The organism is Kitasatospora sp. NPDC087861, assembly GCF_044742585.1.
In the GTDB taxonomy this organism is placed as follows: Bacteria; Actinomycetota; Actinomycetes; order Streptomycetales; family Streptomycetaceae; genus Kitasatospora.
This window is the reverse complement of sequence record NZ_JBIUUS010000001.1, coordinates 442,532-458,614: the sequence shown is the minus strand read 5'-3', so window position 1 is coordinate 458,614 and position 16,083 is coordinate 442,532. Positions and strand designations below refer to the sequence as shown.

15 protein-coding genes and 3 tRNA genes are annotated in these 16,083 nt (G+C 72.1%); 3 read left to right on the top strand and 15 right to left on the bottom strand.

Annotation, left to right across the window (positions count from 1 at the left end; translation table 11 throughout):
• Nucleotides 1–153: 153 nt before the first annotated feature.
• From rplA to ACIOJE_RS02055, 5 genes are all read right to left on the bottom strand, one after another.
• Entirely contained in the window at nucleotides 154–876 is a 723-nt protein-coding gene (gene rplA / locus ACIOJE_RS02075) for a 50S ribosomal protein L1 (protein WP_280675218.1), read from the bottom strand.
• Nucleotides 877–953: 77 nt separating this feature from the next.
• Nucleotides 954–1,388: a 50S ribosomal protein L11 gene (gene rplK / locus ACIOJE_RS02070; RefSeq protein WP_280675220.1), complete on the bottom strand. Its 435-nt coding sequence runs from the start codon at nucleotides 1,386–1,388 to the stop codon at nucleotides 954–956.
• 165 nt (nucleotides 1,389–1,553) lie between these two features.
• Entirely contained in the window at nucleotides 1,554–2,462 is a 909-nt protein-coding gene (gene nusG, locus ACIOJE_RS02065) for a transcription termination/antitermination protein NusG (RefSeq protein ID WP_400772703.1), read from the bottom strand.
• 211 nt (nucleotides 2,463–2,673) lie between these two features.
• On the bottom strand, nucleotides 2,674–3,033 hold the full coding sequence (gene secE / locus ACIOJE_RS02060; RefSeq protein WP_400772702.1) for a preprotein translocase subunit SecE: 360 nt from the start codon (nucleotides 3,031–3,033) through the stop codon (nucleotides 2,674–2,676).
• 147 nt (nucleotides 3,034–3,180) lie between these two features.
• A tRNA-Trp gene (locus ACIOJE_RS02055) sits at nucleotides 3,181–3,253 on the bottom strand.
• A gap of 284 nt (nucleotides 3,254–3,537) precedes the next feature.
• On the opposite strand from ACIOJE_RS02055, the gene ACIOJE_RS02050 reads away from it, so the two are divergent.
• Together ACIOJE_RS02050 and ACIOJE_RS02045 are read left to right on the top strand one after the other, a co-directional pair.
• A complete protein-coding gene (locus ACIOJE_RS02050; RefSeq protein ID WP_280675226.1) occupies nucleotides 3,538–4,785 on the top strand; it encodes a pyridoxal phosphate-dependent aminotransferase in 1,248 nt (415 codons plus the stop codon).
• Nucleotides 4,786–4,893: 108 nt separating this feature from the next.
• Nucleotides 4,894–5,967 (top strand): adenosine deaminase, encoded by a 1,074-nt coding sequence (locus ACIOJE_RS02045; protein ID WP_400772700.1) that lies wholly within the window; start codon nucleotides 4,894–4,896, stop codon nucleotides 5,965–5,967.
• On the opposite strand, the gene ACIOJE_RS02040 is transcribed toward ACIOJE_RS02045, so the two are convergent.
• The 8 genes from ACIOJE_RS02040 to ACIOJE_RS02005 all read right to left on the bottom strand — a co-directional run bounded on the left by ACIOJE_RS02040 (nucleotide 5,964) and on the right by ACIOJE_RS02005 (nucleotide 10,932).
• A complete protein-coding gene (locus ACIOJE_RS02040) occupies nucleotides 5,964–7,016 on the bottom strand; it encodes a UDP-N-acetylmuramate dehydrogenase (RefSeq protein WP_400772823.1) in 1,053 nt (350 codons plus the stop codon). The genes ACIOJE_RS02045 and ACIOJE_RS02040 overlap by 4 nt on opposite strands.
• Before the next feature lie 59 nt (nucleotides 7,017–7,075).
• Entirely contained in the window at nucleotides 7,076–8,527 is a 1,452-nt protein-coding gene (locus ACIOJE_RS02035; RefSeq protein WP_400772821.1) for an MFS transporter, read from the bottom strand.
• Nucleotides 8,528–8,737: 210 nt separating this feature from the next.
• Nucleotides 8,738–9,337, bottom strand: a complete 600-nt coding sequence (locus tag ACIOJE_RS02030) for a TetR/AcrR family transcriptional regulator (protein ID WP_280675772.1) — start codon at nucleotides 9,335–9,337, stop codon at nucleotides 8,738–8,740.
• A gap of 114 nt (nucleotides 9,338–9,451) precedes the next feature.
• A complete protein-coding gene (locus ACIOJE_RS02025) occupies nucleotides 9,452–9,874 on the bottom strand; it encodes a MaoC family dehydratase (RefSeq protein WP_280675234.1) in 423 nt (140 codons plus the stop codon).
• Between the two features lie 5 nt (nucleotides 9,875–9,879).
• On the bottom strand, nucleotides 9,880–10,338 hold the full coding sequence (locus tag ACIOJE_RS02020; RefSeq protein ID WP_280675236.1) for a MaoC family dehydratase N-terminal domain-containing protein: 459 nt from the start codon (nucleotides 10,336–10,338) through the stop codon (nucleotides 9,880–9,882).
• Between the two features lie 157 nt (nucleotides 10,339–10,495).
• On the bottom strand, nucleotides 10,496–10,660 hold the full coding sequence (gene rpmG, locus ACIOJE_RS02015) for a 50S ribosomal protein L33 (RefSeq protein WP_006604855.1): 165 nt from the start codon (nucleotides 10,658–10,660) through the stop codon (nucleotides 10,496–10,498).
• Between the two features lie 83 nt (nucleotides 10,661–10,743).
• Nucleotides 10,744–10,816, bottom strand: a tRNA-Met gene (locus ACIOJE_RS02010).
• 43 nt (nucleotides 10,817–10,859) lie between these two features.
• Nucleotides 10,860–10,932: transfer RNA gene (locus tag ACIOJE_RS02005), tRNA-Thr, on the bottom strand.
• Between the two features lie 286 nt (nucleotides 10,933–11,218).
• On the opposite strand from ACIOJE_RS02005, the gene ACIOJE_RS02000 reads away from it, so the two are divergent.
• Nucleotides 11,219–12,490: a hydrolase gene (locus tag ACIOJE_RS02000; RefSeq protein ID WP_400772698.1), complete on the top strand. Its 1,272-nt coding sequence runs from the start codon at nucleotides 11,219–11,221 to the stop codon at nucleotides 12,488–12,490.
• A gap of 254 nt (nucleotides 12,491–12,744) precedes the next feature.
• On the opposite strand, the gene ACIOJE_RS01995 is transcribed toward ACIOJE_RS02000, so the two are convergent.
• Together ACIOJE_RS01995 and ACIOJE_RS01990 are read right to left on the bottom strand one after the other, a co-directional pair.
• A complete protein-coding gene (locus tag ACIOJE_RS01995; protein ID WP_280675239.1) occupies nucleotides 12,745–13,419 on the bottom strand; it encodes a response regulator in 675 nt (224 codons plus the stop codon).
• Nucleotides 13,412–15,955, bottom strand: a complete 2,544-nt coding sequence (locus ACIOJE_RS01990; protein ID WP_400772696.1) for an ATP-binding protein — start codon at nucleotides 15,953–15,955, stop codon at nucleotides 13,412–13,414. Before ACIOJE_RS01990 ends, ACIOJE_RS01995 begins: the two co-directional genes overlap by 8 nt.
• Nucleotides 15,956–16,083: the final 128 nt, after the last annotated feature.

Below are 16,083 nucleotides of genomic sequence, written 5' to 3'. Positions count from 1 at the left end.
ACACGTTCTGCACATGATCTGACCGGCAGAGCGTACGACGCTTCGGGCAACCGTTCCCATCCGCCCCCGTCCCCGAGGGAAACGACGGCGGGCCCGCACCCCCGGCGAAGGGGGTACGGGCCCGCCGTGCGGACTGCTTCAGAGCCGATCGGCTCAGACCGCGGCCGGGTCCTCCTCGACGAGGAGGTTGCGGGTGCGGTTCGGGTCCACCAGGATGCCGGGGCCGATGGTGGTGCTGATGGCGGTCTTCTTGATGTAGCGACCCTTGGCGGCGGACGGCTTGGCGCGGAGCACCTCGTCCAGCGCGGCGGCGTAGTTCTCGACCAGCTGCTCGTCGGTGAAGGAGGCCTTACCGATGATGAAGTGCAGGTTCGAGTGCTTGTCGACGCGGAACTCGATCTTGCCGCCCTTGATGTCGTTGACAGCCTTGGCGACGTCCGGGGTCACGGTGCCGGTCTTCGGGTTCGGCATCAGACCACGGGGACCGAGCACGCGGCCGAGGCGGCCGACCTTGCCCATGAGGTCCGGGGTGGCGACGACGGCGTCGAAGTCCAGACGGCCCTTGGCGACCTCGTCGATCAGCTCGTCGGAGCCGACGATGTCGGCGCCCGCAGCACGCGCGGCCTCGGCACGGTCACCGGTCGCGAAGACCAGGACCCGAGCGGTCTTACCGGTGCCGTGCGGGAGGATCACGGTGCTGCGGACCATCTGGTCGGCCTTGCGCGGGTCGACGCCCAGACGCATGGCGACCTCGACGGTGCCGTCGAACTTGGTGGTGCTGGTCGCCTTGGCGAGGCGAATGGCCTCGAGGGGGGCGTAAAGGCGCTCGCGGTCGACCTGAGCGTCCGCGGCCTTCAGAGCCTTGCTGCGCTTCACTGCTGCTCCTGAATGGTGATGGGAGTCGTGGTCTCACGGGCCTGCGCAGGCCCTACCACAGGGACGAGAAGGGCTGATCAGCCCTCGACGGTGATGCCCATCGACCGGGCGGTGCCGGCGATGATCTTCTCCGCCGCGTCCAGGTCGTTGGCGTTCAGGTCGGGCATCTTGGTCGTGGCGATGTCGCGGACCTGGGCGCTGGTGAGCTTGGCGACCTTGGTCTTGTGCGGCTCGCTGGAGCCCTTGTCGATACCGGCGGCCTTCAGGATGAGGCGCGCGGCCGGCGGCGTCTTCGTGATGAAGGTGAAGGAACGGTCATCGTAGACCGTGATCTCCACCGGCACGATCATGCCGCGCTGCGACTCGGTCGCAGCGTTGTAGGCCTTGCAGAACTCCATGATGTTGACGCCGTGCTGGCCCAGCGCGGGGCCGACCGGCGGCGCCGGGTTGGCCGCACCGGCGTTGATCTGGAGCTTGATAAGCCCCGTGACCTTCTTCTTCTTGGGAGGCATGTCTCTCCGGGTCCTTCCGAGAGGTGATTGCTGGTGTGTGCGGAACCGGGGCGACACCCGGCCGCCAGCACACACATCGAACCAGGCTAACGCCTTCGCGTCGCTGGACCAAAACGGATCCGGGGCAGGGCCCTCGGCCCCGCCCCGGATCCGAAGACCGTGGGACTAGTTCTTCTGGATCTGGTCGAAGGAGAGCTCGACCGGGGTCTCCCGGCCGAAGATCTCGACCAGGCCCTTGACCTTCTTCGAGTCGGGGTTGATCTCGTTGATGGTCGCCTGCAGGGTCGCGAACGGGCCGTCGGTGACGGTGACCGAGTCGCCGACCTCGAAGTCCAGCACCTGGATCTCGCTCGGCTTGACCGGCGAGGGCTTGCCGGCCTCCTTGGCCGCCTGGCGCTCGACGTCCGGGGCGAGCATCTTGACGACCTCGTCCAGGGTCAGCGGGTACGGGTCGTAGGCGTTGCCGACGAAGCCGGTGACACCGGGGGTGTTGCGCACGACGCCCCAGGACTCGGGGGTGAGGTCCATGCGCACCAGGACGTAGCCGGGGAGCTTGTTCTGGCGGATGGTCTTGCGGTCGCCGTTCTTGATCTGGACGACCTCCTCCTGCGGCACCTCGGCCTGGAAGATGTACTCCTCGACGTTCAGCGAGACGGCGCGCTGCTCCAGGTTCTGCTTCACCCGGTTCTCGTAGCCGGCGTAGGTGTGGATCACGTACCACTCGCCCGGCATGAAGCGCAGGTCCTCGCGGAACTTGGCGACCGGGTCGACCTCGACGGCCTCCTCGACGGCCTCCTCGACGGCCTCCTCGGCCTCGACCTCGACCTCGGCCTCCTCGGCGGCCTCCTCGACGGCGGGCTCCACGTCGCTCTCCACGTGCAGCGCGGCCTCCTCGGCGGGCTCGCTGGCCTCGGCCTCGTCGTACGCCTCGACCTCGTCCTCGTCGCTGTCCGCGGCGTCCACGATCTGCTCGGCGGACTCGGCTTCGTCAGCCAGCTCGGCCGCGTCCAGCTCGGCGGCGACATCCGCCTCGCGGACGGTCTCGTCGGCGTCGTACAGGGGGGACTCAGACACGGTGGCTGCTTCTTTCCTGGAGATGGTGAAGGTGGCGCGCTCCGGGGCCGCCTCCGGCGGGCTGCCGCTCGCGCGGGCGCCAGGAAGAGGACTCGGAGACTTCAACAGTACCGAGTCCACGGTAGCGGCCGCGTACAACCGGCGCAGACAGCACGACCCGGGCCGAGGATCGGCCCGGGTCGGGAGGCTGTTTCGAAGGGGGACGGCCAGGTCAGCCGAACACCAGGAGGCTCAGCTTGGAGAGGCCGTAGTCCAGGCCGGCCACGAAGGCCATCACGACCACGACGAACACGACGACGACGGTCGTGTAGTTGGTGAGCTCACTCCGGGTGGGCCAGACGACCTTGCGCAGTTCGGCGATGATCTGGCGGTAGAAGAGGGCGGTCCGGGCGAACAGGCCCTTCTTGGCCCGCTTGCCGGCCTTCTTGTCGCCCGCGCGGGCGGCCCGCTTGCGGTCGCGGCGCGAGAGCGCCTTCTCCTCGCCCCCCGCAGGCGTGGTCTCGGCAGCGCCGTCGGCCCCCTCGGGGTTGCCGCTCTCAGGCGTTGCGGTGGAGCCCGTGGTCTCCGTCACTCGTCCTCACCTGAATCCGGGTCCTGCCGAGCGTCCCGTCACCCGATGGGGCACGAACGTCCGGCTAAAAACGGTGCTGATCGGCGCCCTCTCCGCGTCAAGCCCGCTCGCTCTGTCGAGCGAACGGGCTGAAAACGGATCAAGCAGCAGGGCAAGAGGGACTTGAACCCCCAACCGCCGGTTTTGGAGACCGGTGCTCTACCAATTGAGCTATTGCCCTACGGGGCCTCGCGGCTCCGTAGCGACCAACCTACCGCATCTCCCCCCGCTGTCTGCACAGCTGGCGGAAGCTCCGGTCTTTTTCGGCGGGCCGTCGAGCAGTGAGTGTACGTGGTCGAGGGGTGTTTGGTCGAACCTCTTCTTCCGCGGGCCCTGGTCGCCCGGCATATGTCCGGCAGGCCCGCGTGATCACCGGCGGATCGGCGGGCGCCGCCATGTGGACGGACCGGTACGGATGGTGAAACCGCGATGCCCGGTCCGTCCCGGTTCTGCGACGATGCAGGCATGAGCGCTTCCACCCCGCAGCCCGACCGTTCCATCCGCCCCGCCGACCGCCGGGTCTCCGCCCGGGTCGGCGCGATCGCCGAGTCCGCGACCCTCGCTGTGGACGCCAAGGCCAAGGCCCTCAAGGCGGCCGGCCGTCCGGTGATCGGCTTCGGCGCAGGCGAGCCGGACTTCCCCACCCCGGACTACATCGTCGAGGCGGCCGTCGAGGCCTGCCGCGACCCGAAGAACCACCGCTACACCCCGGCGGGTGGCCTGCCCGAGCTGAAGGCCGCGATCGCCGCCAAGACGCTGCGCGACTCCGGCTACGAGGTGGACGCCTCCCAGGTGCTCGTCACCAACGGCGGCAAGCAGGCGATCTACGAGGCGTTCGCCGCGATCCTGGACCCGGGCGACGAGGTCATCATCCCGGCCCCGTACTGGACCACCTACCCGGAGTCGGTCCAGCTCGCCGGCGGTGTCCCGGTGGCGGTCGTGACCGACGAGACCACCGGCTACAAGGTCTCGGTCGAGCAGCTGGAGGCCGCCCGCACCGAGAACACCAAGGTGGTGCTCTTCGTCTCGCCGTCCAACCCGACCGGCGCGGTGTACACCGAGGCCGAGGCCGAGGCGATCGGCCGCTGGGCGCTGGAGCACGGCCTCTGGGTGCTCACCGACGAGATCTACGAGCACCTGGTGTACGGCGAGGCCGCCTTCACCTCGCTGCCGGCCCTGCTGCCCGAGCTGGCCGACAAGTGCGTCGTGGTCAACGGTGTCGCCAAGACCTACGCGATGACCGGCTGGCGGGTGGGCTGGGTGATCGGCCCCAAGGACGTGGTCAAGGCCGCGACCAACCTGCAGTCGCACGCCACCTCGAACGTCTCCAACGTCGCCCAGCGCGCCGCGATCGCCGCCGTCAGCGGCGACCTGTCCGCGGTGCACGAGATGCGCACCGCCTTCGACCGCCGCCGCCGGACCATCGTGCGGATGCTCAACGAGATCGAGGGCGTGTACTGCCCCGAGCCGGAGGGCGCGTTCTACGTCTACCCGTCCGTCAAGGGCCTGCTGGGCAAGGAGATCCGCGGCAAGCGCCCGCAGAGCTCCGGCGAGCTGGCCTCGCTGATCCTGGACGAGGCCGAGGTCGCGGCCGTCCCGGGCGAGGCCTTCGGCACCCCCGGCTACCTGCGGTTCTCCTACGCGCTCGGCGACGCCGACCTGGTCGAGGGCATCGGCCGGCTGCAGAAGCTGCTCGGCGAGGCCCGCGACTGACGTCAATCCGACGTGCCGGTTTCACCCGGGAACCGCCCTCTTCCACCCCTTCGGGGGACGGAAGGAGGGCGGTTCCCGTTTGGGGGCCCGATGCGGCAGTATCGGCGGATGGAACGCCTGTTGAATCCGCGAGACGTCAGGGACCTTCCGAAGGCCCACCTGCACCTGCACTTCACCGGCTCGATGCGCCCCGCCACCCTGCTGGAGCTGGCCGACAAGCACGGCGTCCGACTGCCGGAGGCGCTCAGCTCCGGCGAGCCGCCGAAACTGCGGGCCACCGACGAACGCGGCTGGTTCCGCTTCCAGCGCCTGTACGACACCGCACGCTCGGTGCTGCGGGACGAGGAGGACATCCGCCGGCTGGTCCTGGAGACCGCGCAGGACGAGCGGCGGGACGGCTCCCGCTGGCTGGAGATCCAGGTCGACCCGACCTCGTACGCGCCCCGGCTGGGCGGGCTGATCCCCGCGCTGGAGCTGATCCTGGACGCGGTGGAGCACGCCGCCGAGGCCACCGGGGTGGGCATCCGGGTGCTGGTCGCGGCGAACCGGATGAAGTCCCCGATGGACGCCCGGACGCTGGCCCGGCTCGCCGTCCGGTACGCCGACCACGGCGTGGTCGGCTTCGGCCTCTCCAACGACGAGCGCCGCGGCCTCGCCCGGGACTTCGACCGGGCCTTCGAGATCGCCCGCAAGGGCGGGCTGCTGGCCGCCCCGCACGGCGGCGAGCTGGCCGGGCCCGAATCCGTCCGGGACTGCCTGGACGACCTGGGCGCCGGCCGGATCGGCCACGGCGTCCGCGCCGCCGAGGACCCCCGGCTGATGGCACGGCTGGCCGACCGCCAGATCACCTGCGAGGTCTGCCCGTCCTCGAACGTCTCGCTCGGCGTCTACGAGCGCCCCGAGGACGTGCCGCTGCGGCGGCTGTTCGACGCCGGTGTGCCGCTGGCGCTGGGCGCGGACGACCCGCTGCTGTTCGGCAGCCGACTGGCCGCCCAGTACGACCTGGCCCGCGACGTCCTGGGCTTCAGCGATGCCGAACTCGCCGAGCTGGCACGGCAGTCCGTGCGCGGCTCGCGCGCACCGGAGGCCGTCCGCAAGGAGTTGCTGGCGGACGTCGACGCCTGGCTGGCGAACGGTGTGGCCACCCAGGACGGGGCCGACCCCAGCGGGGGCCGACCCTAGAGCTTGACCCCGATCATCACCGGCTCGTTCACCAGCTCGACCCCGAAGGCCTCGCGGACGCCGTCCCGGATCTCCCGGGCCAGCGCCAGCAGGTCCTCGGCGGTGGCCGAGCCGCGGTTGGTGAGCGCCAGGGTGTGCTTGGTGGAGAGCGTCGCCGGGCCGTCGCCGTAGCCCTTGCCGAAGCCGGCCCGGTCGATCAGCCAGGCGGCCGAAGTCTTGGTGCAGCCCTCCGACGCCGGGTAGGCGGGGGCGTTCTCGGTGCCCGGGCGGGTCCGGAAGGACTCGTACTGCGCGGCGGTGAGCACCGGGTTGGTGAAGAAGGAGCCGGCCGACCAGGTGTCGTGGTCCGCCGGGTCCAGCACCATGCCCTTGCCGGAGCGCAGCCCCAGCACCGCGTCGTACGCCCGCTCCAGCGGCACCCGCTCGCCCTGCTCGACGCCGAAGTGCCGGGCCACCTCGGCGTACTTGACCGGGGTGGAGAGGCCGTCGTGGTCCGCCAGGGCGAACCGCGCCCGCAGCACCACGTAGCGGTCCGGTTCGGCCTTGAAGCAGCTGTGCCGGTAGGAGAACGCGCACTCGGCGTTGGTGAGCGTGACCACCGCGCCGGCCGTGCGGTCGTAGGCGACCACCTCGGTGATCGACTGGGCGACCTCCTGGCCGTAGGCGCCGACGTTCTGCACCGGCGTGGCGCCGGCCGAGCCGGGGATGCCGGCCAGGAACTCGACGCCCGCCAGGCCGTGCTCGCGCACCGTGCGGGTGACCGCCTCCGACCAGACCTCGCCGGCCGCCAGCTCCAGCACGGTGCCGTCCAGGGCGAAGCCGGTGGTGGCGATCCGCAGCACGGTGCCGGGGAAGCCGGCGTCGCCGATCACCAGGTTGGAGCCGCCGCCGAGGACCAGCAGCGGCTCACCGGCCGTGTCGGCCTCGCGGACGGCGGCGATCACCTCGTCGTCGGTGTGGGCGGTCACCAGGCGGCGGGCCGGGCCGCCGAGCCGGAGCGTGGTCAGCGGGGCGAGGGGGGCGTCGTTTTCTACCAGCACGCCCACCAGCGTACGGGGGCGGGGCGGCGGGCCCGCCGGGCACCGGCGCGCCGCCCCCGACCCGCCGGTCAGACCTTCGACGCCTCGGCGGGGACCGGCTCCGCCGCAGGCTGCTCGGCGTCGGCGGCCGCTACGGCCTTGTCGGCCTTGTCTGCCTTGTTGGCCGCAGCCTCCGTGGCGTCCACGGGCTCGGCCGCCGCGGGCCTCGCCTTGCGCGGGAGGAGCATCGCGCAGACGGCCGCGACCACGACCACCCCCGCGCCGACGTACAGCGCGGGCACCAGCCCGTCGACGAAGGACTGCTCGGACGTGTACCCGCCCTGCGCCGAGAACACCGCCGAGAGGACGGCCACCCCGAGCGCGCCGCCCACCTCGCGCAGCGCGTTGTTGGCGCCGGAGGCGATGCCCTGCTCCTCCGGCCGGACGCTGTCCATCACCAGGGCGGCGGTCGGGGCGAAGTACAGCGACATGCCGATGCCGCAGATCACCACGGCGGGGATCTCGGCGCCGTAGTCGTAGCCCGTGGTGCCGCCGGTGATCGCCGCGTACATCGCCAGGCCGGCGCCCTGCAGCAGGAGCCCGGTGACCACGATCGGGCGGCCACCGAACCGGTCGGCCAGGATGCCCGCGATCGGGGCGACGATCAGCGGCATCCCGGTCCACGGGAGCATCCGGATGCCGGCCTCCTGCGGGCTGTAGCCGCCCACGGTCTGCAGGTGCTGGCTGATCAGGAAGATCGAGCCGAACATGCCGAGGAACATCAGCAGGCCGGACGCGTTGACGGCGGAGAACGCCCGGCTGCGGAACAGCCGCATCGGCAGCATCGGGTGCTTGGCCCAGCGCTGCTCGTACAGCACGAAGGCGGTCAGCAGCGCGACGCCGGCGATCAGCGAGCCCAGCACCAGCGGGCTGGTCCAGCCGTTCGGGTTGCCGCGGATCAGGCCGAGGACGACGCCGAACAGGCCCAGGCTGACCAGGACCGTGCCGGCCACGTCCAGGGCCGGGCTGGCGCCCCGGCTCTCGCGGAGCTTGAGGGCGGAGAGCGGTACCAGGACGAGGCCGACCGGGACGTTCACCCAGAAGATCCACTGCCAGGAGAAGTGCTCGGTGAGCGTCCCGCCGACCAGCGGCCCGGTGGCGACGGCCAGGCCGTTGACGCCCGCCCAGATGCCGAAGGCCAGTCCCCGCTTGGCCGCCGGCACCGCGGCGGTGAGCAGGGTGAGGGTGAGCGGCATCGACACCGCGGCGCCGGCGCCCTGGACGGCGCGGGCGGCGATCAGCGAGCCGATGTCCGGTGACAGGGCGGCCGCGGCGGAGCCGACGGTGAAGAGCGTGAGCCCGACCAGGAAGATCCGGCGGCGGCCGAAGCGGTCGCCGAGCGCGGCGCCGAACATCAGCAGGACGGCGAAGGCCAGGGTGTAGGCGCTGACCGTCCACTCCAGGTCGGACAGCCCGCCGCCGAGGTCCTCGCGGATGGACGGCAGCGCCGTGGTGACGACCAGGTTGTCCAGGCTGGCCATGAAGCCCGCGACACTGGTGATCACCAGCGTCCAGACACCGGTCCGCCCCAGGCCTGGCGCCTCGGGCCGCTCCGCCGCCGCCGGCCGTTCCGTTTTCTCCAGTTTCTCCGACATGACGTCCCCCAGTTCCCCTCTGGATAGTTATTGATCAATAACTTCTGTGGGCCGAAAAAGGGCCGCGCGGCCGCCGCCGCACAGCCTCTCCCCGGCCTAGGACTCGCCCTGCGGCTCGCCCCGCTCCCCGTCGTGCTCCCCGTCGCATTCCTCGCCCTGCGGCTCGTCCTGCGGCCCGAAGCCGTCCCAGATCCGGTGGTCCCTGGGGTAGCCCAGCGCCACCAGCGTGTTGATCAGCATCCCGTACGCCATGAACGCGGTCGCGTCCTCGGTGTCGCCGCCCAGCCGGATCCTGATCCGGTCGAACAGTTCGAGCCAGCCCGCCCGGGCAGCCTCGCCGATCTCGTCCTCGTCCGCCGTTTCGCCGGCGAACACCGAGACGTAGAGCTGCATCTGCATCATCAGCTGCTCGCGGTCCCCGACCAGCCCCAGGTAGGCGCGGGACATCGCCACGCCGGCCGCCTCGCCGGTCAGCCCGGCCGAGGCCTCGTCGAAGACCTGCCAGGTCTCCTCGATGCAGCGGTCGGCGGCGGCCTTGAAGATGGCCTGCTTGCTGGGGAACAGCCGGAACAGGTACGGCTGCGAGACGCCCACCCGGCGGGCGATCGTCTCGGTGGAGGTCCCCCGGTAGCCGCTCCTGGCGAACTCGATCATGGCAGCACGGATGACGCTCTCGCGCCGCTCCTCCGCACTCATCCGCATGCTCGCCCTCGCCATGGGAGTCAAGTTAGTGGCCAATCACTATCTTCGCAAGGCCGACGGGCGCGGCGGGAAGCCCGCCGAACGGGCCCCGCCGCGGCCGGACGCGCCTCAGGCGAGCCGGACGACCGCCCTCGACATCCCGAGCACCTTCTGTCCGCCCGTGGTGGCCAGCAGGTCGACCTGCACCCTGCGGTCGTCCAGCAGCTTGGCGACCTTGGCCGAGACCTCGACCACCGCGCCGACACCGTCGTTCGGCACCGGGACCGGACGGGTGAAGCGGACGCCGTACTCGACCACCGCCGCCGGGTCGCCGACCCAGTCGGTGACCACCCGGATCGCCTGGGCCATGGTGAACATGCCGTGCGCGATGACGTCCGGCAGGCCGACCTCCAGCGCGAACTTCTCGTTCCAGTGGATCGGGTTGAAGTCGCCGGAGGCGCCCGCGTACCGCACCAGGGTGTCGCGGGTCACCGGGAAGGACTGCGCCGGCAGCTGGGTGCCGACCTCGACCTCGTCGTAGCTGATCGCCATCGTGCTCACTCCCCCGTCTCGTCGGCGGCCCGGGCCACCAGCGTCATGACCGACGTCACCACGTGCTCGCCGAGCGCGTCCGACACCTCACCACGCACGGTGAGCACATCGTTGCCCGCCAGCGACTTGATGTTGTCGATGGTCACCGCGACCGTCAGCCGGTCGCCCGCCACCACCGGGCGGGAGTACGAGAACTTCTGGTCCCCGTGCACCACCCGGCTGTAGTCCAGGCCGAGCTCCGGATCCTCGACCACCTGGGCGGCCGCCCGGTAGGTGATCACGAACGGGAAGGTCGGCGGGGCGATCACATCGGGGTGGCCCAGCGCCTTCGCCGCCTCCGGGTCGGTGAACGCCGGATTGGCGTCCCCGATCGCGATCGCGAACTCGCGGATCTTCTCCCGGCCGACCTCGTACGGCTCGGTGGGCGGGTAGGTCCGCCCGATGAAGGAGGGGTCGAGTGCCATGGGGGCAGCTCCTCGGAAGCGCGGTGGATCCGGCGGCCGTTGCCGTCGGCGGGGTGCGCATGGGTGCATACGCGAAAAACTCCGGGCCGCACCCCCTGAGGGATGCGGCCCGGAGCTCAAGACCTGATTCACACAGGCCCGACGCCCTGCGAAAGGGTCAGCGGGTCTCGCGGTGCGCGGTGTGCGAGTTGCAGCGGGGGCAGTGCTTCTTCATCTCAAGACGGTCCGGGTCGTTACGCCGGTTCTTCTTGGTGATGTAGTTCCGCTCCTTGCACTCCACGCAGGCCAGCGTGATCTTCGGGCGGACATCGGTGGCAGCCACGGGAGTGCCTTCCTTGGACAACGAATAAGAACACAACAAGAGTAGCCGACCGGGAGTGCGATCTCCCGACCGACTACGCGGGGTAGCGGTGACCGGACTTGAACCGGTGACACAGCGATTATGAGCCGCTTGCTCTACCAACTGAGCTACACCGCCACGGTGATCCGCAGCACAGTGGCAACTGACTGCTTTTCACCAGAGCCCCCATGCGGAATCGAACCGCAGACCTTCTCCTTACCATGGAGACGCTCTACCGACTGAGCTATAGGGGCGAACGAGGAAGAGATTACACGTTCCGCGCCCAGAGGTGAAATCCGTATCCCGACGTGAAGACCGCAGGTCGGCGAGGTGCACGGACGAACGATCCGAGGCCCCGCGTTCGACCGGTCCCCGGCCGCGCGGCCCGACCCGATACGACTATTGCCCGCCTCCCGGCGCCCCGCCCCCGCGCGCCATAGGCTCGACCCTCGTTGATCGGGACGGCCCGGGAGATCAGGACGACCTGGGATCGGGACGGTCCGGCCGACCGGACGGGCCAGCGCGGGAAGGGAGCCGGCGATGGACAGCGCAGCCGCCGACGGGCCGCACTCGGGGCCCGGCCCGGCGGCCAACCCGCTCGGGCACGGACCGATCCTCCTGCTCACCGGCGCCCGGCTGGCCGACGGGCGGGTGGTGGACGTCCGGATCAGCGGCGACCGGATCCAGGCCGTCGGCACCGTCGGCAGCCTCGGCCCGCTGCCCGCCCTGCCCGGCGCGCCCACCGTCACCACCGGCGCCCGGATCGACCTCAAGGGCTACCTGCTGCTGCCGGCCCCCGCCGAGGCGCACGCCCACTACGACGCCGCCTTCTCCGCCGCGCTGCCCACCCCGCCGCCGGACACCCCCACCGACCTCACCCGCCGGGTCACCGAGGCCGCGCTCACCTCGCTCGGCTACGGCGCCACCGCTCAGCGCACCCACGTCCGGATCGGCGACGTGCACGGGCTGCGCCGGCTGGAGGCGGTGCTCACCGCCCGGCAGGCGCTGCGCGGCCTGGCCGAGCTCCAGGCGGTGGCGATGCCCCGACTGCTCACCGGCCGGGCCGGCGCGGACGGCCGGGCCCAGCTGCGCGACGCGCTCAAGCTGGGCGCCACCGCGGCCGGCGGCTGCCCGGAGCTGGACCCCGATCCGGCCGGGTACGTCCAGGTGCTGCTGGAGGCCGCCCGGGAGGCGGACTGCCCGGTGGACCTGCACACCACGGCCGGCGATCCGGCCCAACTCGCGCGACTGGTCGGCGCGTTGGCCCCGCTGCGGCCGCGGGTGTCGCTCGGGCCGTGCGGGGCGCTGGCCCGGGGCGCGTCCACGGTGCTGGCGACCGGCGGGGTGCGGGTGGTCTGCCTGCCGCAGAACGGCGGCTGCACCGGCCTGGAGGGCCGCTCTGCGGGGACGCGACCGGGCCTGCTACGGGAGTTGACGGAGGCCCGGGTGCCGTTGGCGGCCGGCAGCGGCGCGCTGCGGGACCCGTCCAACCCGGTCGGCCGGGCGGACCCGCTGGAGTCGGCGTACCTGCTGGCGGCGGGTGGGGAGCTGGATGTGGCCGCGGCGTACGACGCGGTGGCGAACCAGGCCCGGGCGGCGCTCGGGCTGCCGCCGGTCCGGGTGGACGCCGGGTTCCCGGCGGAGCTGCTGGCGGTGCGCGGGGACAGCCTGGCCGGGGCGCTCGCGGGCGGGCACAGCCGGCTCGTGGTGCACAGCGGCCGGGTGGTCAGCCGGACCAGCGCGGTGCGGGAGTTCGCGGACACCGTGGTGCTGGCGCTGCCCCGGCAGTCCGGGAGCACCGGCGGGGGCTGACGGCTGCCGGGAGGAGTCGGCGGGGGAAGTTCAAGGGGCGCGCGACTGATGTCGCGCGCCCCTCCCCCACCTGCTGGCCGCCGTTGGACGGCGGCTGGAGCGGCCCCGGGCCTCCCCCACATTGGAGCCGGGCCCGCTCGGTCAGCACTGACGCTACGCCCACGGAGCACCGCCGCCGGTCGGCCTTGACGCTCCCCTGTCGGCCCTCGGCCCGCTCTTGACGGGGTGTTGACGCGGCTGCGGCCGACGCGGGCTCAGGGCTCGTACCGGTACCCGATCCCCGGCTCGGTGATCAGGTGCCGCGGGCGGGCCGGATCGCGCTCCAGCTTGCGGCGCAGCCCGGCCAGGTAGACCCGCAGGTAGTTGCCGCGCGCCTCCTGGGCCGGCCCCCACACCTCGCGCAGGATCTGCCGCCCGGGCACCAGCCGGCCGGGGTTGGCCACCAGCAGGGCGAGGATCCGCCACTCGGTCGGAGTGAGCCGCACCGCGCCCCGCGGGCCGGTCACCGTGGTGGCCGTCAGGTCGACGGTGTGGTCGCCGATCACCGGGCGGCCCAGCGGGGCACCGCCTGACGGTCGGCGCAGTACGGCGCGCAGCCGGGCCAGCAGCTCGTCCATCAGGAACGGCTTGGTGAGGTAGTCGTCGGCACCCGCGTCGAGGGCGTCCACCTTGTCGGCGGCGCCGGAGCGGCCGGAGAGCACGATGATCGGCATCGCACTGCGGGTGCGCAGGCCGCGCAGCACGTCCATGCCGTCGAGGTCCGGCAGGCCGAGGTCGAGCAGCACGGCGTCCGGGACGGAGTGCGCGGCGCGGTCCAGCGCCTCGCCGCCGCTGGCGGCCGTCCGGACGGCGTACTGCCGGGCGCTGAGGTTGATCCGCAGCGTGCGCAGCAGGGCGGGTTCGTCGTCGACAATCAGGATTTCACTCATGCACGGGGTCCTCCCGAGTGGCTGCGGGCAGGGTGAGCAACATGGTGGTACCGCCCCCGGGGGTGTCCTCGACCTCAAGGCTGCCGCCCATGGCCTCGGCCAGGCCGCGGGAGAGCGCGAGGCCGAGGCCGACTCCGCTGGTGTTGTCGGTGTCGCCGAGGCGCTGGAAGGGCAGGAAGACCCGGTCGCGCTCCTCGGGGGCGATGCCGGGGCCGCGGTCGATCACCCGGATCTCGACCTGGTCGGCGTGGTGGCTGGCGGTCACCAGGACGGGTGCGCCGGGGGCGTTGTGGCGCAGCGCGTTGGTGATCACGTTGGCGAGCACCCGCTCCAGCAGCGGCGGGTCGGCGAGCACCGGCGGCGCGGTGTCCAGGTCGAGCGGCTGGACCGGCGCGTACGGGTCGGGGAGGCTGTCGAGGGCCCGGGGCAGGATCTCGTCGAGGTGGGTCTCGGTGAGGTGCAGGGTGAGCGCGCCGGCCTGGAGGCGGCTCATGTCGAGCAGGTTGTCGACCAGGCGGGTGAGCTTGACCAGCGACTCGTCGGCGGTGGCGAGGAGTTCGGCCTGGTCCTCGGGCGAGAACTCGACGTCGGGGCTGCGCAGCGAGCCGACCGAGGCGAGCGCGGCGGCGAGCGGGGTGCGCAGGTCGTGGCTGACGGCGGCGAGCAGGGCGGTGCGCATCCGGTCGGCGGCCTTGATCGGCTCGACCTCGGCGGCGACCATGGCGAGCCGGTCGCGTTCCAGCGCGACGGCCACGTGCGCGGCGAAGGCGGTGAGCACGCGCTGGTCGGCGGCCGGCAGCCGGCGGCCGGTGAGGACCAGGACGGCGTCCGCGCCGACCGGGACCTCGGTGGTCTCGCTCTGCCCGTCGGCGTCCTCCTGGTGCTCGGTCTCGGAGTGGGCGAGCACCTCGCCGTCGACCCGGGAGAGCAGGGCGACGGCCTGCATGCCGAAGGCCGTCCGGGACTTCTCCATCAGGGCGGACAGGGCGTCGGCGCCGCGCAGCACGCTGCCGGCCAGGGTGGAGAGGGTCTCGGCCTCGGCGGTGGCGCGGGCGGCGCGGGTGGTGAGCCGGCTGGCGTGGTCGACCACGGTGGAGACGGCGAGCGCGACGGCGGCGAAGACGACCAGGGCGACGATGTTGTTGGTCTCGCCGATGGTCAGGGTGTGGATCGGCGGGATGAAGTAGTAGTTGAGCAGCAGCGAGGCGGCGACCGAGGCCAGCAGGGCGGAGGTGGCGCCGCCGAGCAGGGCGACGATGACCACGCCGAGCTGGAAGATCAGTGCGTCGGTGGTGAGGTTGATGCTCTCGTGCGCCTGGGAGAGGATCGCGGTCAGCAGCCAGGGCACCACGAGGCCGGCGACGTAGCCGGCGATGGTGCGGCGCCGGGAGTGGCGGCGGCCGAGCGAGGGCAGCCGGCCGCGGCCGGTGAACTCGTGGGTGACCATGTGGACGTCGATGTCCTCGGAGGCGTCCACGGTGGTCTCGCCGATGCCGGGGCCGGTGAGGAAGCGGTTGATCCGGCCGCGACGGCTGGTGCCGAGCACCAGCTGGGTGGCGTCGTGGGCGCGGGCGAAGGCGAGCAGCGAGGTGGGGATGTCGTCGCCGACCACGACGTGGTAGCTGCCCCCGAGGGTCTCCACCAGCTGCCGCTGCTGGGCGAGCGCACCGGAGGAGGCGCCGGCCAGGCCGTCGCTGCGGGTGACGTGGACGGCCAGCAGGTCGCCGCCGGCGGTGCGGTCGGCGATCCGGGCGGCGCGGCGGATCAGGGTCTCGCCCTCGGGGCCGCCGGTGAGGGCGACCACGACGCGTTCGCGGGTCTCCCAGACCCGGTCGATGTTGTGGCTGGCCCGGTAGTCGCGCAGGCCCTCGTCGACCCGCCCGGCCACCCAGAGCAGGGCGAGTTCGCGCAGGGCGGTGAGGTTGCCGACCCGGAAGTAGTTGGAGAGCGCGGCGTCCACCTTCTCCGCCCTGTAGACGTTGCCGTGGGCCATCCGGCGGCGCAGCGCCTGCGGGGCCATGTCGACGAGTTCGATCTGGTCGGCCCGGCGCACCACCTCGTCCGGGACGGTCTCGCGCTGCGGGATGCCGGTGATCTTCTGGACGACGTCGTTCAGCGATTCCAGGTGCTGGATGTTGACAGTGGTGATGACGTCGATCCCGGCGGCCAGCAGTTCGTCGACGTCCTGCCAGCGCTTGATGTGGCGGCCGCCGGGGATGTTGGTGTGCGCCAGTTCGTCGACCAGCACGACGGCCGGTCGGCGGGCGAGCACGGCGTCGAGGTCCATCTCGTCGAACTCGGCGTCCCGGTAGGAGCGCTGGACGCGCGGCAGGACCTCCAGGCCGTCCAGCATGCCCTCGGTGTGGCGGCGGCCGTGGCACTCGATGTACCCGACCACGACGTCGGCCCCGCGCTCCTGTCTGCGCCGGGCCTCGTCCAGCATCCGGTAGGTCTTGCCGACCCCCGGGGCGGAACCGAGGTACACCCTCAGCCGGCCGCCGCGGATGCCGGTGCCGGGGGTGAGGTCGCGGGCCATGGGCACTGCTCTTTCGTTCCTGCGAGGGCGGCCGACAGGCGTCCTCGTGCCGGGGTCGGGACGTACGGCGGCCGACCCGGGCGCGGGGGTGGTGCCCCGGCCCGGGTCGGCCCGTTTCACGGATCCAG